Below are 25,906 nucleotides of genomic sequence, written 5' to 3'. Positions count from 1 at the left end.
ATGGAGAGGAAAACTAAAACAACCGCTCCATTTTTTTGCATAGTGAGGTTATGTATGTGAAACGATACCGACATTTATACTTGTTAAGTTGTACACTACTCATTTGTTTTGTCGCACTATCACTTTCGTATCATACCGCTTGTATTGAAAAATTTGATAATGTAGTCGCACACTTTATTCAAAGTTTCCGAAACGATTATTTGACAACCTATTTTACTTGGGTGTCCTTTATCGGTTCAAAAAGAATATATTTCCCGTTACTCATTATACTTGTAATGTATTTTCTTCTTAGAAAAAAAATATTAAGTGCATTACTTCTAACAATTAATTATTACGGATCACGTTATTTGAACAGTATGCTCAAACTATGGTATGAACGAGCACGACCTGATGTGACGCAGCTTGTTACAGCAACTGGATATAGCTTTCCGAGCGGTCATACGATGAATGCTACTGCTTTTTTAGGATTTATTGCATACGTCACAATTACAGAAGATCGTATTTCATTGCATAAAAAGTTGCTGATTATTTTTATAGCAAGCTTCGTTGTATTATCTATTTCAGTTAGCCGAATTTATCTTGGCGTGCACTATCCATCTGACATATTAGCCGGATGGGCAGCGGGCGGTAGCTGGCTCGTTTTATGTGTTATATTTCATAAGGCGTTCATTAAAAAAGAACCTATGTCATAATAGGTTCTTTTTGCATGGGCTCCACATGAATATGAGCATGGTAAATTCCGAATTTTTTTCGAAGCATATCTTCAATATTGTCAGTAATACAATGGCTTTCGCTAACATCCATTCGAGCATCTACTTCAATTGTAATATCTACATACGTTTGATTCCCATACATACGAGCACGAATATCTACAATATGTTCTACACCTGAAATATGCCCTATAGCATCAGCGTATTCATCCATTTTCTCAGGATCAATTCCATCCGTTAACATATGAGAAGCTTCTACAAAAATTTCCCATGCAGTCTTACAAATAATAAGACCAACAATTAAAGCAGCAATAGGGTCTAAAATAGGCATTTTGAACTGTGATCCGACAATACCTATTACTGTACCAATACTTACGAGAGCATCTGATAAATTATCTTTTGCAGCGGCTTCTAACGACTTACTCTTTGTTTGAATCGCAATCTTTTTCGTATATTTATATACGAAATACATTACGATGGCAGAAAATAAAGCAACCCACGCAGCGAGTACATTAGGCGCTGCTTGTTTCGGATTTAAAAACGATTGAATTGCACTAATCACAACTTCTAATCCGACCGTTGCCATAATAAAGGAAGCAACAAGTGATGCGATTTGTTCTGCACGCGAATGCCCATATGGATGATCTGGGTCACGAGGCTTACGAGAAATTTTCAGGCCAATTAATATTGCTAAAGAAGCACCAATATCCGTTAAGTTATTCAAACCGTCAGCACGTAATGCGCTAGAGAGGGTAATATAACTGATGATGATTTTCAAAGAGGATAAAAATATGTAGGCTATAATGCTGACAATAGCACCTTTATCAGCTTCTTTATGAGAAAGAGAATCCATTTTAATCACTCGCCTTTCTACAAGGAATTTCTTTCTATACATAGAGTATCAAACGAAACTCGTGTGAGTCTATACAAACATTGTTGACGTTTTATAGCTTTTTAAGAAGGGGATAACAAAGTTTCGTTAAGGAAAAATATGTTGAAAAGTACAAAGTGGAAATTTATTAAATAATTAATGATGATTATGGCAAAAGGAAAGAGGGCGAGAATAATGATTCTCATAATTTCTTCCATATATATTTTTCACAAAATGACTCTTTGTAATTCCTCGTGTGAGTAATATATAAGAAATGATAAAGAAATTCTTGAATAAGAAGAGGAGAAAAGAATAAAAATGTTCACCTTCCAGAAAGAGACAAAGGCAAAGAACAATTTGAAAACGAAAAAACCTCTGATGATTTTTCAGAGGTTTTTCGTTTCTTAGTATGCTTCTAAAAACTCAGTAACTTGCTCTTCCGTTTTTGCATTTGCACTATGTAAGTGACCTAGTTTTTCGCCATTTTGATATACAAGTAGGCTTGGAATACCCATTACTTGATACTCTTCAGCAATACTTGGGAACTCATCTTTATTAATAGAATACCATTCAAACTTATTGAACTCTTCCATTACATCTCCGATAAAGTTGTCCATACGTACACAATCTGGGCACCATGTAGTAAAGAACTTAACAACTACTGGCTCCTCGCTTGCGATGATGTCTTTGAATTCCTTGTCAGACTTGATTTCTCTCATGTTTTGTTGCTCCTTTTTCACTTATAATATTTTGGGTTATTTAGGCGGTGTTTTTGCCCAGAAACGAAAACTTCTAACAAAAGTTTTTCATTCCGAATAATTCGTTTGCAAATTGATCCACCGCAGTTTTCTGAAGTCCTGGTAAGCGATGTGAGTAGGTGTCCAGTGTGATACCTACTCTTTTATGTCCTAATCGTTCACTGACAATCTTCGGGTGAATACCTTGTTTTCAACATTAATGTTGCATGAGTATGCCTCAGATCATGGAACCGAATATCAGGAACCTCACTTTTCTTTATAAGCTTTTTCCAGAGCTGTGTCAAACTTCTGAAATTGCAGGGGTTACCGTTATATGTTGGGCAGACCCAATCATAATTATTATACCCATCGCCATACCGTCCTTTTTCGTCATATATTTTCTGAAGATGTTCTTGAAGAGTAATCTCAGGTTCATGAAATTCTTTGATGATATGCGAGAGGAAACGATTAAGAGGATAAGGTCCGTCTCTTAAAAACACTATCCTACCATCGTAGCCCTAAGGAAAGACAAATGATTGTGTTTGGTGAACGAAGTACAAGGGTAGAAGAGAGTTTGAAAAATGATTAAAAGCCGTCCTCTGTTATTTTGGACGGCTTTTAGGTTCTTTAAAAAAAGCTGTAAATTACCTTTTACATCAATTTTTATTCCAAAGACAAGAGGCGTTTATTCTGTCATTGGAACAATTGCTTTCATTCCTGATAACTTAAACGTAAATTATAGAGCGCGGGTAGAAATTCGTGTTAATGGAAATCCAGCAATTGCAATAGATAATGATTTTTTTGGTCCAATAAACTTTGCTAATGTTGTAGCTGTTTCATCCATAATTCAATTGAGTGCAGGGGATTTAGTCGAAATTTTTGCACAAAGTAGCGTAGCTGGAGTTATTAGTAATGTAGAAGATAGTACGCATTTTGAAGCTGCAAGATTCCCGTCTCCAAAAGTATAAGTGGTATAAAACCTTGTAAGTAATTTAATATCAGGAAATTCCAAAATTTATACTTGCCCTGTACAAGAACGGATAATTTATTTGTAGTGCATGAAGTATTTTAACGGTGTACAAGCTGTTTTGAAAGCACTGGATAAATGAACGATGTACTGTTAAATAGTGTCTGATGTTTGTAAACGAAACAGTCGAAGAAGAGTAGCGGTGTCATGATGTTCAGGTAAAAAAAGCTTACTGGTAAGGGGATCTTACCGATTTAGTTTATGAAAAAAGGCCCTGTTGTCTCCAACAGGGCCTTTCCTAAAATGGCAAAGAGTAACTCTTACCTTACTCCTTGTCCATAGAATACACAAAAATCTTACGTTTGTATAGGTAAAAAATTTACAATAATAATATTGGAATATAATGTTTAAGAATAATTCTAGAGGGAGAAAAATATTTGGTATAGAGGATATTGTTGATTTTAAAGGGGATTTAAGAGATTGGTAGCAACTTACCGGTAATAAAGGGATATTGAAATAATGAAATATGAAATATTACATATCTCACTGAACGATATAATCTATTTAATAATAATAAAATCGCATGTAGGAATTTTTTCTGAAAATCCGAGTTGATGAAACTAGATAATTTGTATTACTAATATAACCGAAATATTACATGAGTGCTTTGTTTTTAAAAGTTATACTTTCTCTTCGCTTTGCCTTATGGTGGGGCATTTTTATTTTTTGTAATAGCAACAACTTGTCCAAACTTTTCAAGTTTAGCATACATAGTATGCAGTAATGGAGTAGAAAGGAGCACTATATATGTCTTGTTATTACTACTGTAAGAATTGTGAGAGTTACCAAAAGAAAAATCATGATTGCTGTAAAAAAAGAAGTGATTATTATAATAAGTGCGGTAAAAGATGTGATGACTGTTCTTGCGATCATAAGGAGAACAACCTTGTAAGAGCATCTGCTTTTAGAGCTGTAAATACAGTTAATCAAAACCTTCCAGCTAATACTTTTGTTAAAGTATTATTTCAAAATGAACAATTTGATTTAGCGAACGAATATAACCCAGCAACATCAGATTTTACTCCGAAGACTAGAGGAGTTTATTCCGTAATTGGGACGATTGGTTTCTTTCCGAACGATACAAATTTAAATTATAGAGCGCGTGTAGAAGTTCGAGTGAATGGAAATGCGGCAATTGCTATAGATAACGACTTTTTTGGTCCAATAAATTTCGGTAATGTCGTAAGTGTTTCGACAATACTTCAATTACATGCAGGTGATATTGTCGAGATTTTTGCACAAAGTAGTATAGATGGGGTTATTAGTAGTACAGAAGATGGTTCTCATTTTGAAGCTGCAAGATTCCCATCTCTAATAAAATAAAAGACATGTCATAACTATTTATGGACTATCTTTTTTTGTAAGGCTCTACCTTATGGTAGGGCCTTTTAGTTAAAATTGTTTAGAAGGTAATATACTAGAATAAGTTTATAAATACTTGATAAGCAACACCTAGAGTTAATACGATAGCTAACAGTTTTGCTACCCATCTCGGTGCATTTAAATTTAGTAAAAGGGAATGACATATACTAAATGTAATGCCGAGTGTTAAAAGAATTGCGATAAGATATAAAACTAATAGGAAGAAAGGTTGCTCTATGGAGCCGAAGTCAATTTTGGATGGATTCATGTAATATGTACCTCGTTTTTTGTTGATATATTAATATAATAATGAAAAATACAAGAAATTGGAAGAGCAATGTAATAAATACTATAAAAGTAAATTTGAAGTTATGGATGGAGTAGATCAAATAATCTTTGAAAGACTATTCAAAGCCATCATTTGTTTAAGTTTGATATACAAGAACAAATGTTCTTGGTATACTGAAAAATAAAAAAGGTGCGTTTACATGACAAATTTTAGTAATATAATTGAAAAACTAGATGCAATGATTTACAAACCTAATAATTTATTAATTACTAAACGAAAAGAAGAAAAGCAAAATTCAGAATATGCAGGATGGGTATTTCAGCTAAATAATAGAAGCATACGATTTAGGGTATCAAAAATTACGCCTAATAAGATTGGACAATTTGTTTCTTTTTGGGAGAAGAATGCCTCCATGAGCAATCAGGCATTTTCTTATGATTCGGCTCCTAACCTTTTAGTTATCACTTGTATAGCGGATAATAAACTAGGACAATTTATTTTTCCAAAAGAGATTCTTCTAAAAGAAAAAATATTAAAAACTCAAAACCAAAAAGGGAAAATGGCTATGAGGGTTTACCCTATTTGGGATAAGCCTGTTAGTAATCAAGCTAAGAAGAGTCAACTGTGGCAACTTCATTATTTTGTCGATTTAAGTGATACTGAAAATGTAGCTACAGATAAATTATTAAACTTATATTCATAGTGCATAATAAGAAAAATTTTTTTGAAATATTCAATGTTTGTCTAGGTGGATATTTGGAAATGCTAACAGGATAACCCGTTAAGTAAAGAATAAAAAAGGAGCATACAAATAAAGTATGCTCAAAAAAAGATAGGTTTTATGAGTGGAGAATCTCCATACGATAATATATGCTCATTTCATTAATATGTGTAAAATATCAACAAAATATCAATAGAATATCAATTAATGAGTTATTTTAGTTTTTTAATGAAGTCATGTTTTTGTGAAATGAAAAAAGAGCCGTTTCTTTTGAAAGATGCGGCTCTTTTTATTACTTCGTTATCGTACTGTTCGAAATGATAAATCATAAAATTATACGTTTAACAATTTGATAATGATCGGACTTCAGTTATATATTTCTTAAAGTCTGGATATTGAGATGCAGTTTGGCAGGTAGGGATGAGTAGTTGATTAATTAAAGATACATTTGTAATTACTTCGTTACAAGGGCCGTAGAATGTAACTGTTAGCTTTGAATTCGGGGGAACTTTGAATACAATAGGGACTTTTTGCATTAAATCAACTCCTTATATAATAGGGGTTATATGTTTATTTCTTTTTAATTAGGAAGACATATTAATATAATATGTAATTTTATTGTATTTGATTATTATATATACGGAGTTTTATTTCACCATATCATTTGAAAGTACGGTGGGGAAATTTAGCATACTGTTTCTAAATTGTTTTATTAAACGGTGAAAAGGAAAGGTCATTTTCCTAAATCGGAAAAGTCTTTTCTAATACGTATCAAAATAGTGCTGTGAAAAAATATATATCATGTTAAAAATAAGCTTGAAAAAATACTAGTACGAGGGAATAAGCAGTAATTAACTTGTCTCTATATAACAAATTGTAAAAAGGCAGCTTTTTTTGCTGCCTTTTTACAGGGAGATTGAAAAATCTTGGAGGTCATTCATGAGTATAAGCAAAAGTTGCTTATATATAGTATGCACATTATTTATAGTTTTATCCCAATATTTAGTATGAAATAAACGTAAGTCTATCGTTTACAAATGCAAAAAAGAAGAACTCGATTATTATGGATAAAAAGAAATTATTTAGTTTTAAAAAATGATGAAAATATATTTATTTGTCTTATAGAAGCTTGCTATTAGGCATATGGGTCTAGCAATAATACAAGCTTTGAATAAGATAATAAAAAGGAGTTGATTAGTAATGGGTTATATTGTAGATATTTCGAAATGGAATGGAAATATTAATTGGGATATTGCAGCGTCTCAGATAGATTTAGTTATTGCTAGAGTTCAAGATGGTTCGAATACGGTCGATTTTATGTATCAAGGTTATGTGAAAGAAATGAAGAAACGTAGTATTCCATTTGGGAATTATGCATTTTGCCGTTTTATATCTATTTCAGATGCAAAAAAAGAAGCGCAAGATTTTTGGAATCGTGGCGATAAAAGCGCCAAATTTTGGGTGGCAGATGTAGAAGTTCAAACAATGGTAGATATGCAAGGTGGGACTCAAGCATTTATTGATGAATTACGCCGATTAGGTGCAAAAAAAATTGGTTTATATGTAGGACATCACACGTATGTATCATTTGGAGCTCGCAATATTGATGCTGATTTTATTTGGATTCCTCGTTATGGAGGGAATAAACCAGCATATCCTTGTGATATTTGGCAATATACTGATTCAGGAAATGTTCCTGGTATTGGAAAATGTGATTTAAATCAATTAATTGGGAATAAAAATCTTTCTTGGTTTATAGGTTCAAATCAAACAAATCAATCTAGTATTGGAGATAGTAAGCAACCAAATGGAATTGGTATTGCAGTTTCAAAATATGATGATGGATACGGCATTAATTTATATGAAAATCCTGCGAATCCACAGTTTACAGGAAGACTTACGAAAAAAATCCCATATTTAATCTTTAAAGGTTATTGGGGAGGTGGCGAAAAAGATATGATTTGTTTAGGTGGTGAACAGCAGTGGGCTAAGTTAGAACATTTTAATGTACAATGGTTTTATACATATTCAAAATACACACCTGGATATGAAATTAGAACGTACGATGGACCAAACGGGAATGATACAGGTGCGGTCGATGGGAAGGTCCCTTATCGTATTTGGAATCGTCAAGATGGATATATAGATATAGGTGGGAACAAATGGATCAAAGAAGAACATGTGCAGATTAAATGATGTTAAAAAGTCGGCTTTATGCCGGCTTTTGTATTTAATAAAGCTTGTCTCTGGCATGAAGAGAAATACTTGCGGAAAACACATTAATTTCACAATAGCGCTGTATAGTTCCTAATATACATTTATCAAAGTGAGGTATTTGAATTGAAAAAGAAAAAGCTATTTATGGGAACTATTATTACATGTGTGGCACTAACATTGTCTGCGTGTGGTTCCTCAGAAAATGTTGCAACATCAAAAGTAGGAAACGTGACAGAGAAAGAGTTAAGTAAAGAATTAAGGCAAACATATGGAAAAAGTACTTTATCTCAAATGATGTTAAATAAGGCATTGCTAGATAAATATGAAGTTTCAGATGAAGAAGCTAAAAAACAAGTAGAAGCAGCGAAGGAACAAATGGGTGACAAGTTTAAAGTGGCTTTAGAGCAAGTAGGATTAAAAAATGAAGATGAATTAAAAGAGAGAATGAAGCCAGAAATTGCACTTGGGAAAGCGATTAGAGCGACTGTCACAGATAAAGATGTGAAAGATAACCATAAACCAGAAATGAAGGTAAGTCACATTTTAGTGAAAGATGAAAAAACTGCGAAAGAAGTAAAAGAGAAAATAAATAATGGTGAAGATTTTACTGCTTTAGCGAAACAATATTCGGAAGATAGTGGTTCAAAGGAACAGGGCGGAGAAATAGCTGGTTTTGCCCCTGGTCAAACTGTGAAAGAATTTGAGGAAGCTGCATATAAATTAGATGCAGGACAAGTAAGTGAGCCAATAAAAACATCATATGGTTATCATATAATAAAAGTGACGGGTAAAAAAGAATTGAAACCATTTGATGAAGTGAAAGATACGATTCGAAAAGATTTAGAACAACAAAGACTACAAGATACGACAGGTAAATGGAAACAACAAGTAATCAATGATCTATTGAAAGAAGCGGATATTAAAGTAACAGATAATGAATTTAAAGATACATTTAAATTCTTAGATGAGAAGTAAGGTTTAGAAGAAAAACAGAGATTTAGCATAGTGCTATATTTCTGTTTTTTAATTTTCAATAGAAAAGGGAACTCATATAGAGTTCCCTTTTCTCGTTAGTGTGTGAGTTATAAATAGATAGTAAGACAATACAATATTACATTTAAATATTAAGAATTACAATAGAAAATTTTGGTGTAAATAAAAAGGAATAAGCAATTACTTCGCAAAATATTGAAATGATAATGTTTTAGTTAATTAATTTTGTTAAATATAAACTAAATATATTTTCTTAGAAATTGAATAGAGGACATAATTTAAAGAATGGTAGTAATTGTCGATATGTATGAAACTTATGAGGAATGAATTGTTTTACATCATAAGTTTCTAAAGCTTTGTGAGTTCGTTCATAATAAAAGTATATGCTTTTGTTGAAGGATGGTTAATGAGATGTAGCTGAAATTTGTATTCCAGAAAGAACGTTAGTTAGGATAGAAAAGTAAAATTAGAAATATAATTAGTTCAATAAAAGCGACTTCACATTAGGTGGAGTCGCTTTTATTGTTGCTGCACGTATTCTATGATGTGATAGGAAGTGCAAAGAAATTTGATTAATAAAAGGAAGTAATCAATGAGTATGAATAAATTTCATAGATTAAAGTTGCATTTTGTTTGAAAAATTTACATGTTGCACTTTCGAAAGAACGTTCGTTTGTGTATAATTAGAACAAATGTTCTTTTAGGGTGGAGATTTCTACAAATGCATAAATAGTTTTGAATTAGAAAGCTACGCTACATATAAATAAGAGATGGATAAAGTGTATTTAGAAGTAAAGTTTCTGTTTTTATGAATAGATAGATGTAGAAAATTGAGGAGTAAAGAAAATGAATTATGTAAAGATACAGGAAAAAGGAAGAGAGTGGGTTCCGTTTACAGTAATGTCGGAACAATTATTAAGTATGAGAAAAATTATTGGAGAGAAATTAAAAGTCCAAAGACCACTAATAACGAATGAAGCGAAAGAAAGTATTTCAGACAAATTATTAACTTCATTATTGTCTGAAGAAGAGATGTTAGTGACATATTTTGAAGAAGGATACATACTTACGAGTTATATGACAGTGGTTCATATAAATCCAATTCAACAAATTGTAAAATGTACAGATGCATTTTATAAAACATATATATTTTCTACAAGGGACATAATTGATGTAACTTAAAAGAAGCTGAATTTTGAAGTTTAGCTTCTTTAATTTATCCAGCTATTTGCGGGCAATTAGATTTACACCTCAAAATTCGGCTGTGAGTCAGGCTACCTGTAAAAGCCTAATTTTTTTGAAGAGGTGAAGAACTAAATGAAAAAGCAGCTAGATGCAAGCTAGCTGCTTAGTCCCAGGGAAAGGGAGAAAAAGATTGGCACTCAAAAAATCGACGATAGCTGTGTATCAGCCTGAGTATAGTATAGACAAATTTTAAAATGTTATACAAAAAGGATTACAGATCTGGTTAGGCCGTACCAACTTGGTTTTGATCTGCTAGATCAGAATCAAATGTATTAGTCGCGCTAACCCCACTAAAAGTGTTCACTACGAAACCAACGTTAGATGCGCCAGAGCCGTTATAAGCTTTCGTATTCTCTTTTGGAGAAACGTTGTAGAAATCACCTAAGTTAAAAGATCCGTTACTATTTTGTACAACTAAATTCCCAACAACTGAGGGCATAATTTTCACCTGCTTTATAAGTAATTGTTTGCATTACTATATGAAGGTACAGTCTAATTGGTTCATTTGACAAATATTCCGGAATAGAAAAATGTTTGAAGCTTTGTTTAATCAATCGAGCAAAAAGTATGTTAAAATTAACGAAGAGTTGAATTTTAAAAAGAACAAATTTGAATAATTAATATATACGGAATTAAATGAGGCAAAATGTAATGGATAATGTTATAAAAACAGTGGATTTAACAGATGCAGAATCAAGTAAACTTGTTGCTTTTATTTATAGTAATGATGTTACATTGATCGAAAAAGCATTTTGTCCTAATGAAATAAAATTAAAGTTTAATGAAATAGCAATTTTATCGGCAATTAAAACAGCATATATTACGAAAGTATCTATAAGGAAAGAACTTGAAGCGATTTTTCACGATACAGGCGTTTTATTAGTAAAGCAAAATGTTGAAAGGAATAGTATTCAATCTATAACGATGCATTTTGAGCAATTTAAAAAGTTGCAAAATGAGATTGAGATTCTAAATAAAAGTATACTATAAGACTAGGTGGAAATTCTTTGATAGAGGTGGGCTCTGTTAAGTTGCAAAAGTGGATTGAAAAGTATTTGGATAAATCGAACCATAAACATAAATATACTTTCATTAAGGTGTAATCTATATTTATCGATGTGAGAAATGTAGGGAAGAGAAGATACAATTTAAAAATAATAACGATACAAACAAAAAGAGTAACTATGATAGTTACTCTTTTTGTTTGTAATATGTAATATCAAAAATACTTCTAAAGTATGAAATGAATTGATACTTAAGTGAGAAGTTGAATAAGAATAAAAAGAGTAATATTAATGGAAAGGAGGAGATGAAGTTGGAGCGAAACGACATTGGGAAACTTGTAATTATTACTGGAGTAACGCAAGGGTTAGGACGTACAATGGTTGATAGGTTTCATGAATTGGGATGGAACATAGCAGGGTGTGGACGCTCAAAAAATAAAATTGAAGAGCTTAATAAATATTACGGTGCTTCACATGATTTTCAAATAATTGATGTTTCAAATCATCACCAAGTTAGTAAATGGGCAAGTCGTATTATTAATAGGTATAGGGCTCCCGATATGTTAATAAATAATGCATCGATTGTTAATCAAAATGCACCGCTATGGAAAGTTACCGCTCAAGAATTTGAAAGTGTAATGAGTGTAAATGTGAACGGGGTAGTAAATGTCATTAGGGCGTTCGTCCCGGCGATGATAGCTAGGAAAGAAGGAATTATTATTAATATGAGCTCTAGTTGGGGAAGAGAAGGCGAGGCTGAACTTGCGCCATATTGTGCTTCGAAGTTTGCTATTGAAGGTATCACGCAGTCAATGGCAATGGAACTGCCAAGTGGCATGGCAGTAGTTGCTTTAGATCCAGGTGGAAGTATTAGCACTCCAATGCTTCACTTATGTGCACCTCAATATGTAAAAGAATCTCCTACACCTGAAATGTGGTCACATAAAGCAATTCATTATATATTAAATATATCAATAGATAAAAACGGAGATTCATTGACATGTCCGGTATACATTTAATGTTCAGATAGGTATTAAATGTTATATTCACAGTTTTGAAGGACAAGCATATATTTAAGTGTGTAGGAAACATTTGCAAATTATACATTCATCGAGAAACTCCTTGTCAAAAAGAGCACCTGAAAGGTGCTCTTTTGTATTATTAGTACATAAAGTGATGCACAAAATTACATATGAAAAATAAAATAATGAATTAAAGGTGATATTTGTTTATTTCGAATGTACTAGAAAATTTTAATATAGGTGATAGGAAATGAACCTACGCGATTTAGAATTGACAGGGGCATGGTTTCAAGTAGGAGGAAATCTTATAGCAGCTATTGGAATAACTAGAGGGTTTGCAGGAGAAGAAAAGATTGAGTCGGATCTTGTTATTGTAGGGAGTTCATTACAAGCCCTCGGATATATATTACAAATTATAGCAACTATTGATGCGAAAGATGAATGTGAGAAGCAAGAGGTAGCTATAGATAATAAAAATAAAGCGCTAGCAAAGACGGGGATTGAGTTACTAGCTTTAGGTAATATTTCTAATGTAATAGGAACGTATTTTAATCTAAATGAACAAATGAAAGAAAACGATTTCCTTATAATTACTGGAAATAGTTTGCAATCAATTGGAGCTTTTTTAGGAGTAGAAGTAGCATTGAATGAGAAAAATGGAATACAGTGGATTATTGTATTAGGGAATTCAATGCAAAGTTTAGGTGCAGGATTACAAGCATATGAAGGTATTCACAATATATCAAAAGAAGAAGAGGGAAATGAAGATAGTAATATAGATAAAGAAGATCAACGTATAATAGGGCTAATAGGTATTTGGATACAGGCAATAGGTACTGTGATTTCAGCAATTGGATTAACAGAAATAGTAGAGGAACAAAGATTGGAATCTAAGAAAAGGAAATGAAATACTCTTTTAAATGAAGTTTGGAGTATTTCAATTTTAGAAGTAGGACAAGATTGATGTGATAATTCTTTTTGTAGGCTTTTTCATATAGGCGTAGAATATACATATAAACGAACAGGTGAAAATAGCTTGTTAACGTTAGTGAGAGGCCCCTCATTTAGTTATACTATTATATGTGGTTTTTGTAATGATGAGTTCTTATATACGCTTTTAGAAATAACATGATTTCATAGGTTTGATAGTGTAGGAGATGGATGGGTAAGAATTGAAAAATAAACAGTAAGGAGTTTTTCAGACATGATGTACTTATTAGCAATTCTACTTCCGCCGGTAGCTGTTTTATTTTGCGGAAAGCCGTTTCAAGCGATTATTAATTTCATTTTAACCTTAATTTTTTGGGTTCCAGGAGCGATACACGCAGTTCTTGTCGTACATGATAAAAAAGCCGATAGGCGACTTAAAAGACAAGTTCAAGCGTACGATGACATTAATAAAAGAAATAGAAGGTAAATTGCGATTGGCATACAAAAAAGAAAGGGGATTTGATTCTCCTTTCTTTTTTGTATGCCAATCAAGTTTAAATTTTAGTATAGCGGTAAGAATTTTTAATATAAGTATTATGATAATAACTTTTAGAGTGTGCGTTTAATAAACCGGTGTAAATGCTTTCTGGCACATTAAAGAAATCATACATACCATTCTTTAGTTGAATACGTAAAATCATAGAAAAAGGATTATAGCCAACAGCAACTAAATTTTTTGAAATAACGGGAGATAGTTTCATCATTACGCAACTCCTTATTTTTCATTTTAGATGGTTTCTTGTAGAGAAGGGGATTGTCGTGTTGAAATCCTAATAATTAAAGGAGTATTATACTTATATGCAATATATTAAATGTTTGTTATACGTAATTATAAGGAAGTTCACACGAAGTACATATCGTTGTGCTATTTTTATTTCACCTTTGATTTATCAATAAGAAAATATTGACCATTTGAAAAAAAGGTATATTATTTATACGAGGTATTCAAAATTCACTTCTTACATTCTATGCTTTAAGGGGCAGTATTATTAGAAAAATAGAAGTGGAAATAGTTTGTATAAGAAGTATTCTAAAATTTATAATCTGTGAATTAGGAAAATATTGAATGCTCCAGGTCAATATACTTTCTTGACTAAATGTATTTGTGAAAGTGACCTCAATATTTTTAAGTAAATCAACGGGAGAATTGAAAGGCAGGAGAAAGTAACATGTCAGAAAATTATCGTTCTCGAGAGGAGCGAAGACAAGTTCAAAAGAAAAAACAGCCAGCTTCTAAAAAAACGAAACCAAAAGGTAAAACATCGTTTTTCCGTAAATTTTTAATTAGTTGTTTACTACTTGGTATTGTAGGTTTAGTGGCAGGGGTGGCTACCTTTTTCGTTATGATAAAGGACGCGCCGAAACTTGAGAAAACAAAACTTGTTAATCCGTTATCCTCAAAAATTTATGATAAAGACGGGAATTTGGTATATGAATATGGGAAAGAAAAACGGACGAATGTTACGTATGATCAAATCCCTAAATTGGTAGAAAATGCATTTTTAGCGACGGAAGATGCACGTTTTTATGAGCATAGTGGAGTAGACTTTAAAGGTACTGCACGTGCGGTTTTAGTCAGCCTTAAAGGAGATTATGGCTCTCAAGGTGGAAGTACGATAACGCAGCAAGTTATTAAAAATTACTTCTTATCGATGGAAAAAACGTCAAAGCGTAAGGTTCAGGAAATATATTTAGCGTATAAGCTAGAACAACAATATTCAAAACATGAAATATTAGAGATGTATTTAAATAAAATTAATTTAGGTAACCGTTCATATGGAATCGCAACAGCAGCACAAAACTACTATGGTAAAGAATTAAAAGATTTAACATTACCAGAAGTTGCGATGCTTGCAGGTTTACCGAAAGCACCAAATAACTATGATCCAACGAAATCAGAAAATGTTCCAAGGGCAACAGAAAGAAGAAATACTGTACTAAACTTAATGAATCGACATGGTTATATTACAAAGGCAGAAATGGAAGAAGCATCAAAAGTTCCAGTAACAAAGGGACTTAAGACTGCAACTGTACAAACAATGCCATATCCTGCATTTATGGATGCGGTTGTGAAAGAAGTAGAAAAAGAACTACCAGATGCTAATATTGGTTCTGATGGTTTAGAAATTTATACAACATTGGATCCAAAAGCACAAAATTATGCTGATAAGATTTTAAATGACAATATTATTAATTATCCAAATGAGAGCTTCCAAGGTGCTTTCACATTTATGGATACGAAAACAGGAGAAGTTCGTGCTATAGGTAGCGGACGTGGTGAAAATAAAGCGGTATTTAAAGGGCATAATATGGCAATTGAATTAGATCGTGCAGCTGGTTCAACGATGAAACCAATTTTTGATTACGCTCCTGCAATTGAATATTTAAAATGGGCTACTTATCATCAAATTGATGACTCTCCATTTAAGTATTCAACTGGCCAAGAAGTGAGAAATGCAGATAGAAGTCATTTAGGGCCAATCTCAATGCGTGAAGCACTAACAAAGTCACGTAATATCCCAGCTATTAAAACAGCTAAAGAGGTAGGTATTAGTAAATCGAAAGAGTTCTCTGAGAAATTAGGTATTACATTTAATGTAGCACCGACAGAATCAACAGCGATTGGTACAAATGAAGCGTCACCAACTGAAATTGCAGGTGCTTATGCGGCATTTGGGAATGACGGTAAGTATACGAAGCCGCATTTTGTTAAGAAAGTAGTTTATCCAGATGGCAAGTCACAAAGTTTTGGACAAAAACCAAAACCAGTTATGGCGGATTCTACAGCATATATGATTACTGATATGCTTCGTTCTGTAGTTACATCAGGTACTGGTACATCGGCAAATGTGGCCTCTTTAGATGTAGCTGGTAAAACAGGTACAACTAACTATTCTTCAAAACAACTAGCACAATATGGAATTCCAGAAAGTGCAACTCGTGATAGTTGGTTTGCAGGATATACACCGCAATATACGATGGCAGTATGGACTGGATATATGAAAGATGGTAAAGACGAGTATATTAGTAGTAAAAATACGAAAATTGCACAGTTGATCTTTAAATCAATGATGAGTGAAATGGCTACAGATAAATCACGCTTTAAAATGCCAAGTAGTGTTATTCAAGAAGGTAGCGAGTTACGTATAAAAGGTGAAAAACGTGATTCATCTCCAAATACGAGCGTACCGGATACAACGGAACAACCAAAACAAGACCAACAGCAAAAAACTGAAGAAGAGAAAAAGCAAGAAGAATTAAAGAAACAGGAAGAACTTAAAAAACAAGAAGAGCAACAGAAACAAGATGAACTTAAGCAACAAGAAGAGCTAAAGAAGCAAGAAGAGCAAAAGAAACAAGATGAATTAAATAAGCAAAATGAACAAAATAATGGAAATGGCCAAGGAAATACAACCCCACCGAACAACGGTGGAGGCCAAGGAAATACAACCCCACCGAACAACGGTGGAGGTCAAGGAAATACAACCCCACCGAACAACGGTGGAGGCCAAGGAAATACAACCCCACCGAACAACGGTGGAGGTCAAGGAAATACAACCCCACCGAACAACGGTGGAGGCCAAGGAAATACAACCCCACCGAACAACGATGGAGGTCAGGGGAATACAACTCCACCGAATAACGGTGGAGGGGACCAAGGGAATACAACTCCAACTCCACCAGCAACAACGCCACCAACTACTGGCGGGAACACAGGAGAAGTCCCTGCCAATAATGGACAATAAATAATGTATTTGAAAAGCACTTAAGGAATCGTAAAAAGCGGTTCCTTAAGTGCTTTTTGTATTTAAAAGGTCGTGATTTCTTACAATTTTTTAAATGTTAAAAGTACCATAGAAATGTTGAAAGTAAATTGATGGGAAATGATAGAAAATTTGAGTTGGAGCTACTTGGGGATAGCTAGGGTGATAATAAGAGGTACTACTAGGGTGTGTACCGTGATGCCAAAATGACGGACTGACTTGGCCAGGGAATTGATATTGTTGCCAGGAAGCGGGGAGTTCGATACCAACATCGGAACTGGCTGTATGGACGGCAGGCACATGTGCTGAGGGAACTGATGGGACAACGGCGGTTATTCTTGGTGATACCCACATGAAAACAATCACTCCTAAGTTTTAATGATAAAGTAGTATATTCTTTTAACAGCTATAAAGGTACATATGGATAAGACTTTCGAATGAAACATACGTACAAAGTCGTAAGACCAAATTAAATTGAACGTGGACCATTTAGTATGAAAGATACGTCTATTAGCGGAGGGCAAGGGAACATGAAAAATATACAATTGATGTGTTGATTGCAATATTTTACGTGTTTATGGAGGAATTTTAATGGAACGATTATGGACGAAATCATTTATTCAAATGACTATCGCGATGTTATTTTTATTTACAGGGTTTTATTTACTTGTTCCAACGCTCCCGCTCTTTATTAAAGAGATTGGTGGAAATGAATCACAAGTTGGACTGATGATGGGAATGTTTACAATAGCGGCAGTAATGATACGGCCGATTATTGGAGGTATGTTAGATAAATATGGTAGGAAATCTTTTATTATTTGGGGACTTATCTTTTTTGGACTAACAATGTTTTCTTATAATTTAGCAACAACTATTATATTCTTAGCGGTTTTACGCGTTATTCATGGCGTGACATGGGCCGTTTCTACAACAGCTGTTGGGACAGCTATAACTGATGTTATCCCAGATTCACGCCGCGGAGAAGGAATGGGCTGGTATGGGATGGCGATGACAATTGCGATGGCAATCGGCCCGATGATTGGATTATGGGTTGTACAAAATTATTCATTTCATGGCCTATTCTTATTAGCAACTCTTTTATCCTTTATGGCAGTCGTATTATCGTTAATAACGAAAGTGCCATTCACGCCACAAAAAGAAAAAGGGAAAATCCAGCTATTTGAAAAATCCGTTTTATCAATTACAATTGTTGTTTTCTTTTTATCGTTTGCATACGGAGGCATAACAACGTTTTTACCGTTATTTGCGTCATCAATTGATGTGAATCCTGGGACGTTCTTTCTTGTATATGCAATTGCTTTAACAATTGTACGTCCGATTTCAGGGAAATTATTAGATAAGTATGGAGAAGTATTTATCATACTCCCGGCACTATGTATTACCATTTTAGCTATAGTTGTATTAACTATTTCAAATAGTTTAATGGGTGTAATTATCGCAGCGGCATTATACGGTGTTGGATTCGGTTCAGCACAACCTGCTTTGCAAGCAGCGATGCTTACAATTGTTGCTCCGAGTAAAAGAGGAGTTGCTAACGCTTCATTCTTTACCGCATTTGATTTAGGTATTGGATTAGGTGCAATTTTACTTGGATTTGTTTCACAAATATTTGGTTATCGTATTTTATTCGCAGGTAGTGCAATTTCAGGATTAATAGCTTTAATTATATTTGTCATTTTTGTAAAACAAAGATTAGGCAAAAAGGATTTTGCGTAAACAGGAGGAGCGAACATGAAAATTTCAATTGATCATGATGCTCTACAATGGTTTAAGGAAGAATTGCGTATAAAGCATGATGAATCTATTTGATTTACCCCGCATTAACGAGCAGTAAGACCTCCACCTCAAAATTCAGCAAATACAAGGAAGTTAGGCAGGAGATTAACTGCTCGTAAATGCCCGATTGGTTCAACTAATAATCAGTGGGGGAGGGACAAACCCCCCCCTGATTAAAGTTTCACTTTATTGTAAGGTACGGAGGAAATAGCTCAATTCAGCCCGGATATTCTTTAGGGATTGTTTCTGAGAAATCAGATGGGGAAATAGTGTCAGTTGAGAAAGACGGTATTTTATTTTTTATAGATTTTGATGATCTTTGGTACTTTCAAAACTATGATTTAGTTGTAAGCTATCGTAAAGAAACGGAAGAAATTTAATTTAATTATGTAAAATAATAATTTTATTAAAAATAAATAAATTCTATATAAGAATTATATTTATGGGAATATGAAATAAATATTATAAAAAAACGAGCTGTGCATGAGTGCAGCTCGTTTTTTTATGTTTGTTAAAGAAAAAGAGATTAAATGTATATTTAGTGGGATTATATGGATAATTGTTATATTTCGTTTTAGAAAGTCGTAAAAAGATGTCTGTCCTTTCTTTATAAAAGATGAAAGTTATTTTTGAAAAATTGTATTATTACATCGGTAAAAGTATAGGAAACTTATCATTATAAAATAAATTGAAATCTTCTAAAAACTCTGATACATTGAAATAGAAATGTAGTTTCACAGTATTGTAAAGGCTTACAGTTATGTGCACGAAGATCTATTAGGATTGGAGGAAATAATGATGAAAGCTGAAGAAAAATTTTCCCCGGGATTAGATGGTGTAGTAGCAGCGGAGACGAAAATTTCGTTTCTTGACACAGTAAAAGGTGAAATTGTAATTCAAGGGTATGATTTAATCGAACTCTCAAAAACAAAAGAGTATTTAGACATTGTGCACCTTTTATTAGAAGAACATCTACCGAATGAGAATGAAAAAGCAACAATTGAAAAGAAATTAAAAGAAGAATATGCAGTGCCAGAAGGTGTATTTAATGTGCTAAAGGCATTGCCTAAAGAAACGCATCCTATGGATGGGTTACGTACAGGTGTGTCTGCATTAGCTGGTTACGATAGTGATATCGAAAACCGCTCGTTAGAAGTGAATAAAAGTCGAGGGTACAAGCTTTTAAGTAAAGTGCCAAATATTGTAGCGAATAGCTATCATATTTTAAATAATGAGGAGCCAATTCAGCCCCTTGAGGAATTGTCATATAGTGCGAATTTCTTCTATATGTTAACTGGTAAAAAACCAACTGAACTCGAGGAAAAGATCTTTGATCGTTCCCTTGTTTTATATAGTGAACATGAAATGCCAAACTCTACATTTACAGCTCGCGTAATTGCATCAACACAATCGGATTTATACGGTGCTCTTACAGGTGCAGTTGCATCTTTAAAAGGAAGTTTACATGGTGGTGCAAATGAAGCGGTTATGTACATGCTTTTAGAAGCTGGCAATGTTGAGAAATTTGAAGAACTATTGCAGAAGAAACTTTATAACAAAGAAAAAATCATGGGCTTTGGACATCGCGTATATATGAAGAAGATGGATCCAAGAGCACTTATGATGAAGGAAGCTTTAAAACAGCTATGTGATGTAAAAGGTGATTATACACTATATGAAATGTGTGAAGCTGGAGAAAAGATTATGGAGAAAGAAAAAGGAATTTATCCGAATCTTGATTATTATGCTGCTCCAGTATATTGGATGCTCGGTATTCCAATTCAACTATACACACCAATTTTCTTTAGCTCTAGAACAGTAGGACTATGTGCGCACGTTATTGAACAACATGCGAACAATCGTTTGTTCCGTCCACGTGTAAATTATATTGGCGAGCGACATGCATTTAGTAAATAAAAACAACTGGGGAGTTGTTAGCGCCGCCCGCCAGATGGGTGTTTGACCGACACCCATCATTAATAATAACGAATTTTCGACAGAAAGGGAAGAATAGCATGATTAAAACAAATGAAATTAAACAAAAAGATGCATTATTAGAAGAAATTACGAACTATGTATTAAATAAAGAGGTTACAAGTGCAGAAGCATTCAGTACGGCTCGCTACGTATTACTTGATACACTTGGATGTGGAATTTTAGCACTACAATACCCAGAGTGTACGAAATTATTAGGACCAGTTGTACCAGGAACAATCGTGCCAAATGGTACACGTGTACCAGGAACATCTTATGTGCTAGATCCAGTAAAAGGCGCATTTAATATCGGATGTATGATCCGTTGGTTAGACTATAACGATACTTGGCTTGCAGCAGAATGGGGACATCCATCTGATAACTTAGGCGGAATTTTAGCAGTAGCAGATTATATTAGCCGCGTTCGTGTTTCAGAAGGAAAAGAACCATTAAAGGTACGTGAAGTACTAGAAATGATGATTAAAGCACATGAAATTCAAGGTGTACTTGCTTTAGAAAACAGCTTAAATCGTGTTGGCCTTGACCATGTATTATATGTAAAAGTAGCAACAACTGCAGTAGTTGCGAAAATGCTTGGCGGAACGCGTGAAGAAATCTTTAATGCATTATCACATGCGTGGATTGATAATTCTAGTCTTCGTACATATCGTCATGCTCCAAATACTGGTTCACGTAAATCATGGGCAGCAGGAGATGCGACGAGCCGCGGTGTTCATCTTGCAATGACTGCTTTAAAAGGTGAAATGGGTTATCCAACAGCTTTATCTGCACCAGGATGGGGATTCCAAGATGTGTTATTTAACAAGCAAGAATTAAAATTAGCAAGACCGCTAGAATCTTATGTAATGGAAAATGTATTATTCAAAGTGTCATTCCCAGCAGAATTCCATGCACAAACAGCTGCAGAATGTGCTGTGAAATTATATCCGGAAATTAAAGAAAGATTAGATGAAATTGATCGTATTACAATTACAACTCATGAATCAGCAATTCGTATTATCGATAAAGAGGGACCATTAAATAACCCAGCTGATCGCGATCATTGCTTACAATACATTACTGCAATCGGTTTATTAAAAGGAGATATCGTTGCGGATGATTATGAGGATGTAGCAGCGAATGATCCACGTGTAGATGAATTACGTAATAAGATGGTTGTTGTTGAAAACAAGCAGTACAGTTTAGATTACCTTGATCCGAACAAGCGCTCAATCGCCAACGCTGTTCAAGTTCATTTTAAAGATGGTACTGTAACAGAAAATGTGGAATGTGAATACCCACTTGGCCACCGTTTCCGTAGAGACGAAGCGATTCCAAAAGTTGTTCAAAAATTCACTGCAAATATGGCTGTTCATTATTCTAGTAAGCAACAAGAACAAATTCATGAAACTTGTCTAAATGAAGAGAAACTAGAAAATATGAATGTCAACGAATTTGTAGATCTATTCATAATCTAATAATAGGGGGAATATAGAATGGCTTGGGTTGTGAATAAACAGTCAACACAAGAGGAGCTTGCGAATCGCTTCCGAGCTTTAGTAGAAGCAAATGATATTTTGCAAATTCCAGGTGCTCATGATGCAATGGCGGCTCTTGTTGCGAAAAATACAGGTTTTTCAGCTCTATATTTATCGGGAGCTGCTTACACTGCAAGTAAAGGGCTACCAGATTTAGGTATCGTGACGTCTACTGAAGTAGCAGAGAGAGCAAGGGATCTAGTAAGAGCTACAGATTTACCAGTTCTTGTTGACATTGATACAGGATTTGGTGGAGTACTAAACGTAGCGAGAACAGCTGTAGAAATGGTAGAAGCGAAAGTAGCGGCTGTTCAAATTGAAGATCAACAATTACCAAAGAAATGTGGACATTTAAATGGTAAGAAACTTGTTACTACTGAGGAATTAGTTCAAAAAATTAAAGCGATTAAAGAAGTTGCACCAAGCTTGTATATTGTAGCACGCACAGATGCTCGCGGTGTAGAAGGATTAGATGCAGCGATTGAAAGAGCAAACGCATATGTAAAAGCAGGGGCAGATGCGATTTTCCCTGAAGCACTTCAATCAGAAGAGGAGTTCCGTCTATTTAATAGTAAAGTAAATGCCCCTTTATTAGCGAATATGACCGAATTCGGGAAAACACCATATTATAGTGCAGAGGAATTTGCGAATATGGGCTTCCAAATGGTTATTTACCCTGTAACTTCACTTCGAGTTGCAGCGAAAGCGTATGAGAATGTGTTTACTTTAATTAAGGAAACAGGTTCCCAAAAAGATGCACTTTCTAATATGCAAACGAGAAGTGAGTTATATGAAACAATTTCATATCATGACTTTGAAGAGTTAGATACTGGAATTGCGAAAACCGTATTATCTGAAGATCAATAGGTAGAAGGACTTAGGCGATGAGAATACATCTTTGGCAAAACGAACTGCTTGATGTGAAAAATCATCGCCTTCTGTTTTCAATAATAAGATATTCCACTCATCGTAGACGAGCATATGCAAAAAGCAATGAAGGCCGAAATGATAGGGGGATTCAGATGGAGAAAACAAAGTTACCATGGGATGAATTTTTTTCACTCAATAAAGATGTGAACAATACTTTCTTTACACCAGAAGATTTTTCAGGGGATGAAGATTTAATTGCAAAAACGACAGAACAATTCGTTAAACAAGAAATTGTTCCACAAATTGAGAACATTGAACAACATAACTATAAAGTTTCTCGTCAATTATTTGAGAAAGCTGGGGAACTTGGATTATTAAGTATCGAGGTCCCAGAAGAATACGGCGGGTTCGAGTTAGGAAAGGCAGTTTCAGGGCTTGTAGCAGAAAAGATGGGATACGCTGGTGCATTTAGCGTCTCTTTTAATATACACGCTGGTGTAGGTACGTTGCCTTACATATATTACGGAACGAAAGAACAAAAAGAAAAGTATTTGCCGAAAATCGCATCAGGAGAATGGATTGGTGCTTATGCTTTAACTGAGCCAAATGCTGGTTCTGATGCATTAAGTGCAAAAACGAGTGCAGTATTGAATGAAGATGGTACAGCTTGGAAGTTGAATGGTGAGAAGCAGTGGATTACAAATGCTCATATGGCAGATGTATACGTTGTTTTTGCGAAGACAAATAAAGGAATGACAGCGTTTATTGTCGAAAGAACATGTGAAGGTGTATCAATAGGACTAGAAGAAAAGAAGATGGGGATTAAAGGTTCTTCAACAGCGACGCTTATTTTAGAAGATGTTGTCATCCCCGCTGAAAATGTTTTAGGGGAAGTTGGGAAAGGGCATCACGTAGCTCTTAATATTCTTAACTTCGCTAGATTGAAACTTGCTTTTGGAAATATTGGAACAGCAAAACAAGCAATCGGTTTGTCGGTTCAATATGGAAAAGAACGAAAACAGTTCCAAACTGAATTAGTGGACTTTACGATGATTCAAGAGAAAATTGCCAATATGATTATTTCTACATATGGAGCAGAAAGTGCAGCTTACCGCACAGCGGGTGTAATTGATGAAGCAATTCATGAGAGTGATGAAGATCTTATGAAAAAAATGTCCCAATTTGCAATTGAATGTGCACTTAATAAAGTAAATGCTTCTGAAACACTGGGCAATATTGTAGATGAGGCTGTACAAATTCATGGTGGATACGGTTATATGCAAGAGTACGAGGTAGAACGTTTATATCGTGATGCTAGAATTAGTCGTATTTTTGAAGGAACGAACGAAATTAACAGATTAACAGTTGCCAAAATGTTAATGAAACAAATAGAGCAAATAGAAGAGCATGAAGTAGAAAGTGATATGGAAAATGTAGAAAGAAACCATCGTTACATTTTATTAGCGAAAAAATTGTTGAAACAATCTTTAAAAACGCTCTCTAAAACTCCGGACTTAAAAATTGATCAGGAGCAAGAATATTCACGCGTATTATCAAATATGTTGACGGACGTGTACGTCATGGAATCAGCATTTTTACGTACGAGGAAAGCAGTTAGTAAAAATGGTGAGGAAAAAGAGCGTACGAAGCAAATGATAACAGATGTTATTTGTGAAGAAGGATATCGTAAAGTAGAAGAAGCTGCGATTTCCATTCTTTCAGCAGCTGTCACAGAAGAACAAGATAGAAGTGTAGTTTTAGCTGAAATCCGTCAATTATTAGTGCCTTTATACACGAACTTATTTACGAAAAAGAGAGATATTGCGAAAGCTATTATAAATCGCGGGAAATATATTGTGTAAATAGGAGGAAAGCGATATGAAAAAGATTGGCTTTATCGGTTTAGGTAACATGGGTCTTCCAATGTCTAAAAATTTAGTTAAATCAAGTTACACAGTATACGGAGTGGACTTGAATAAAGAAGCTGAAGCTTCCTTTGAAAAAGAAGGCGGAATTATCGGTTTATCAATTTCGAAACTAGCAGAGACATGTGATGTGATTTTTACAAGTTTACCGTCACCTCGTGCTGTTGAAGCAGTATATTTTGGAGCAGAAGGGTTATTTGAAAATAGCCACTCAAATGTAGTTTTAATTGATACAAGTACAGTATCTCCACAGTTAAACAAACAGTTAGAAGAGGCTGCGAAGAAAAAGAAAGTAGACTTTTTAGCAGCACCTGTTAGTGGTGGGGTAATTGGTGCAGAAAACCGTACATTAACGTTTATGGTTGGTGGATCGAAAGAAGTATATGAAAAAACTGAATCTGTCATGGAAGTACTTGGAGCGAATGTTTTCCATGTTAGTGAGCAGATTGATAGTGGTACAACTGTTAAATTAATTAACAATCTATTAATTGGTTTTTATACAGCTGGTGTGAGTGAAGCTTTAACATTAGCGAAAAAGAACAATATGGATTTAGATAAAATGTTTGATATTTTAAATGTAAGTTACGGTCAAAGTAGAATTTATGAGCGTAATTATAAAAGTTTCATTGCATCAGAAAATTATGAGCCGGGCTTTACTGTAAATTTATTAAAGAAAGATTTAGGATTTGCGGTAGATTTAGCTAAAGAAAGTGAACTTCACTTACCAGTAAGTGAGATGCTATTAAACGTATATGAAGAAGCGAGTGAGGCAGGATATGGTGAAAACGATATGGCTGCTTTATATAAGAAAGTTAGCGAACAATTAATTTCTAATCAAAAATAGTGCACT

Annotated in this window: 24 protein-coding genes and 3 pseudogenes; 19 read left to right on the top strand and 8 right to left on the bottom strand. The window is 34.1% G+C overall.

The features are described from left to right. Window positions 1–56: 56 nt before the first annotated feature. A complete protein-coding gene (locus CQZ94_RS22155; protein WP_002148169.1) occupies window positions 57–692 on the top strand; it encodes a phosphatase PAP2 family protein in 636 nt (211 codons plus the stop codon). Here CQZ94_RS22155 and CQZ94_RS22150 read toward each other — a convergent pair. The 3 genes and pseudogenes from CQZ94_RS22150 to CQZ94_RS22140 form a co-directional block, all read right to left on the bottom strand. Further along, window positions 682–1,563 (bottom strand): cation diffusion facilitator family transporter, encoded by an 882-nt coding sequence (locus CQZ94_RS22150; protein ID WP_142395904.1) that lies wholly within the window; start codon window positions 1,561–1,563, stop codon window positions 682–684. The genes CQZ94_RS22155 and CQZ94_RS22150 overlap by 11 nt on opposite strands. Before the next feature lie 422 nt (window positions 1,564–1,985). Further along, on the bottom strand, window positions 1,986–2,300 hold the full coding sequence (locus tag CQZ94_RS22145) for a thioredoxin family protein (RefSeq protein WP_001206934.1): 315 nt from the start codon (window positions 2,298–2,300) through the stop codon (window positions 1,986–1,988). Between the two features lie 73 nt (window positions 2,301–2,373). Then, window positions 2,374–2,743, bottom strand: a pseudogene (locus CQZ94_RS22140) (tyrosine-type recombinase/integrase). Between the two features lie 222 nt (window positions 2,744–2,965). Here CQZ94_RS22140 and CQZ94_RS22135 point away from each other — a divergent pair. Further along, window positions 2,966–3,286 (top strand): annotated as a pseudogene (locus CQZ94_RS22135) (ABC transporter permease); the annotation flags it as partial. Between the two features lie 806 nt (window positions 3,287–4,092). Beyond that, window positions 4,093–4,668 carry a C1q-like domain-containing protein gene (locus CQZ94_RS22130; protein ID WP_105587102.1) on the top strand — a complete coding sequence of 192 codons (576 nt, stop codon included), beginning with the start codon at window positions 4,093–4,095 and terminating at the stop codon, window positions 4,666–4,668. Between the two features lie 94 nt (window positions 4,669–4,762). Here the strand turns inward: CQZ94_RS22130 and CQZ94_RS22125 are convergent, their stop codons facing one another. Then, window positions 4,763–4,975: a hypothetical protein gene (locus CQZ94_RS22125; RefSeq protein ID WP_105587101.1), complete on the bottom strand. Its 213-nt coding sequence runs from the start codon at window positions 4,973–4,975 to the stop codon at window positions 4,763–4,765. A 220-nt stretch (window positions 4,976–5,195) separates the two neighbouring features. Between CQZ94_RS22125 and CQZ94_RS22120 the strand changes: the two genes are divergently transcribed. Beyond that, window positions 5,196–5,699 (top strand): MepB family protein, encoded by a 504-nt coding sequence (locus CQZ94_RS22120; protein WP_105587100.1) that lies wholly within the window; start codon window positions 5,196–5,198, stop codon window positions 5,697–5,699. A gap of 359 nt (window positions 5,700–6,058) precedes the next feature. On the opposite strand, the gene CQZ94_RS22115 is transcribed toward CQZ94_RS22120, so the two are convergent. Further along, window positions 6,059–6,253, bottom strand: coding sequence for a hypothetical protein (locus tag CQZ94_RS22115; RefSeq protein WP_105587099.1), 195 nt, complete (start codon window positions 6,251–6,253; stop codon window positions 6,059–6,061). A gap of 664 nt (window positions 6,254–6,917) precedes the next feature. Between CQZ94_RS22115 and CQZ94_RS22110 the strand changes: the two genes are divergently transcribed. From CQZ94_RS22110 to CQZ94_RS22100, 3 genes are all read left to right on the top strand, one after another. Then, a complete protein-coding gene (locus CQZ94_RS22110) occupies window positions 6,918–7,913 on the top strand; it encodes a glycoside hydrolase family 25 protein (RefSeq protein WP_105587098.1) in 996 nt (331 codons plus the stop codon). A gap of 144 nt (window positions 7,914–8,057) precedes the next feature. After that, window positions 8,058–8,909, top strand: coding sequence for a peptidylprolyl isomerase PrsA (locus tag CQZ94_RS22105; RefSeq protein WP_105587097.1), 852 nt, complete (start codon window positions 8,058–8,060; stop codon window positions 8,907–8,909). Between the two features lie 864 nt (window positions 8,910–9,773). Continuing rightward, window positions 9,774–10,109: a YolD-like family protein gene (locus CQZ94_RS22100; protein WP_105587096.1), complete on the top strand. Its 336-nt coding sequence runs from the start codon at window positions 9,774–9,776 to the stop codon at window positions 10,107–10,109. A 286-nt stretch (window positions 10,110–10,395) separates the two neighbouring features. Here the strand turns inward: CQZ94_RS22100 and gerPF are convergent, their stop codons facing one another. Further along, window positions 10,396–10,611: a spore germination protein GerPF gene (gerPF, locus tag CQZ94_RS22095; RefSeq protein WP_001141569.1), complete on the bottom strand. Its 216-nt coding sequence runs from the start codon at window positions 10,609–10,611 to the stop codon at window positions 10,396–10,398. A gap of 212 nt (window positions 10,612–10,823) precedes the next feature. Here gerPF and CQZ94_RS22090 point away from each other — a divergent pair, with 212 nt between their 5' ends. The 4 genes from CQZ94_RS22090 (at window position 10,824) to CQZ94_RS22075 (ending at window position 13,615) form a co-directional block, all read left to right on the top strand. Continuing rightward, complete coding sequence (locus tag CQZ94_RS22090; protein WP_105587095.1) at window positions 10,824–11,162, top strand: hypothetical protein; 339 nt, start codon at window positions 10,824–10,826, stop codon at window positions 11,160–11,162. 325 nt (window positions 11,163–11,487) lie between these two features. Continuing rightward, entirely contained in the window at window positions 11,488–12,195 is a 708-nt protein-coding gene (locus CQZ94_RS22085) for an SDR family oxidoreductase (RefSeq protein ID WP_105587094.1), read from the top strand. Window positions 12,196–12,448: 253 nt separating this feature from the next. After that, the gene (locus tag CQZ94_RS22080) at window positions 12,449–13,105 is read left to right on the top strand and encodes a DUF6944 family repetitive protein (RefSeq protein ID WP_105587093.1); all 657 of its coding nucleotides are present in this window, start codon (window positions 12,449–12,451) and stop codon (window positions 13,103–13,105) included. Between the two features lie 297 nt (window positions 13,106–13,402). Further along, window positions 13,403–13,615: a YqaE/Pmp3 family membrane protein gene (locus CQZ94_RS22075; protein ID WP_105587092.1), complete on the top strand. Its 213-nt coding sequence runs from the start codon at window positions 13,403–13,405 to the stop codon at window positions 13,613–13,615. A gap of 67 nt (window positions 13,616–13,682) precedes the next feature. Here the strand turns inward: CQZ94_RS22075 and CQZ94_RS22070 are convergent, their stop codons facing one another. Next, the gene (locus CQZ94_RS22070; protein ID WP_002157941.1) at window positions 13,683–13,892 is read right to left on the bottom strand and encodes a KTSC domain-containing protein; all 210 of its coding nucleotides are present in this window, start codon (window positions 13,890–13,892) and stop codon (window positions 13,683–13,685) included. Between the two features lie 465 nt (window positions 13,893–14,357). Between CQZ94_RS22070 and CQZ94_RS22065 the strand changes: the two genes are divergently transcribed. After that, window positions 14,358–16,934: a transglycosylase domain-containing protein gene (locus CQZ94_RS22065; protein WP_105587091.1), complete on the top strand. Its 2,577-nt coding sequence runs from the start codon at window positions 14,358–14,360 to the stop codon at window positions 16,932–16,934. A gap of 90 nt (window positions 16,935–17,024) precedes the next feature. Here CQZ94_RS22065 and CQZ94_RS22060 read toward each other — a convergent pair whose 3' ends face one another. Then, window positions 17,025–17,306, bottom strand: a complete 282-nt coding sequence (locus CQZ94_RS22060; RefSeq protein WP_105587090.1) for a hypothetical protein — start codon at window positions 17,304–17,306, stop codon at window positions 17,025–17,027. Between the two features lie 237 nt (window positions 17,307–17,543). Here CQZ94_RS22060 and CQZ94_RS22055 point away from each other — a divergent pair, with 237 nt between their 5' ends. From CQZ94_RS22055 to CQZ94_RS22020, 7 genes and pseudogenes are all read left to right on the top strand, one after another. After that, window positions 17,544–18,689, top strand: a complete 1,146-nt coding sequence (locus CQZ94_RS22055) for an MFS transporter (RefSeq protein ID WP_105587089.1) — start codon at window positions 17,544–17,546, stop codon at window positions 18,687–18,689. A gap of 245 nt (window positions 18,690–18,934) precedes the next feature. Next, window positions 18,935–19,129: pseudogene (locus CQZ94_RS22045) on the top strand (HesB/YadR/YfhF family protein); the annotation flags it as partial. A 415-nt stretch (window positions 19,130–19,544) separates the two neighbouring features. Further along, window positions 19,545–20,666, top strand: a complete 1,122-nt coding sequence (gene mmgD, locus CQZ94_RS22040) for a citrate synthase (protein WP_142395903.1) — start codon at window positions 19,545–19,547, stop codon at window positions 20,664–20,666. A 98-nt stretch (window positions 20,667–20,764) separates the two neighbouring features. Then, the gene (gene prpD, locus CQZ94_RS22035; protein WP_105587087.1) at window positions 20,765–22,201 is read left to right on the top strand and encodes a 2-methylcitrate dehydratase; all 1,437 of its coding nucleotides are present in this window, start codon (window positions 20,765–20,767) and stop codon (window positions 22,199–22,201) included. A gap of 18 nt (window positions 22,202–22,219) precedes the next feature. Continuing rightward, window positions 22,220–23,128, top strand: a complete 909-nt coding sequence (gene prpB / locus CQZ94_RS22030; RefSeq protein ID WP_105587086.1) for a methylisocitrate lyase — start codon at window positions 22,220–22,222, stop codon at window positions 23,126–23,128. Window positions 23,129–23,283: 155 nt separating this feature from the next. Then, a complete protein-coding gene (locus tag CQZ94_RS22025; protein ID WP_105587085.1) occupies window positions 23,284–24,993 on the top strand; it encodes an acyl-CoA dehydrogenase family protein in 1,710 nt (569 codons plus the stop codon). Window positions 24,994–25,009: 16 nt separating this feature from the next. Beyond that, window positions 25,010–25,900 carry an NAD(P)-dependent oxidoreductase gene (locus CQZ94_RS22020; RefSeq protein WP_105587084.1) on the top strand — a complete coding sequence of 297 codons (891 nt, stop codon included), beginning with the start codon at window positions 25,010–25,012 and terminating at the stop codon, window positions 25,898–25,900. Window positions 25,901–25,906: the final 6 nt, after the last annotated feature.

It is taken from the genome of Bacillus sp. MYb209 (genome assembly GCF_002975175.1).
Classification (GTDB): Bacteria; Bacillota; Bacilli; order Bacillales; family Bacillaceae_G; genus Bacillus_A.
This window is presented reverse-complemented; position numbering and strand designations above follow the sequence as displayed.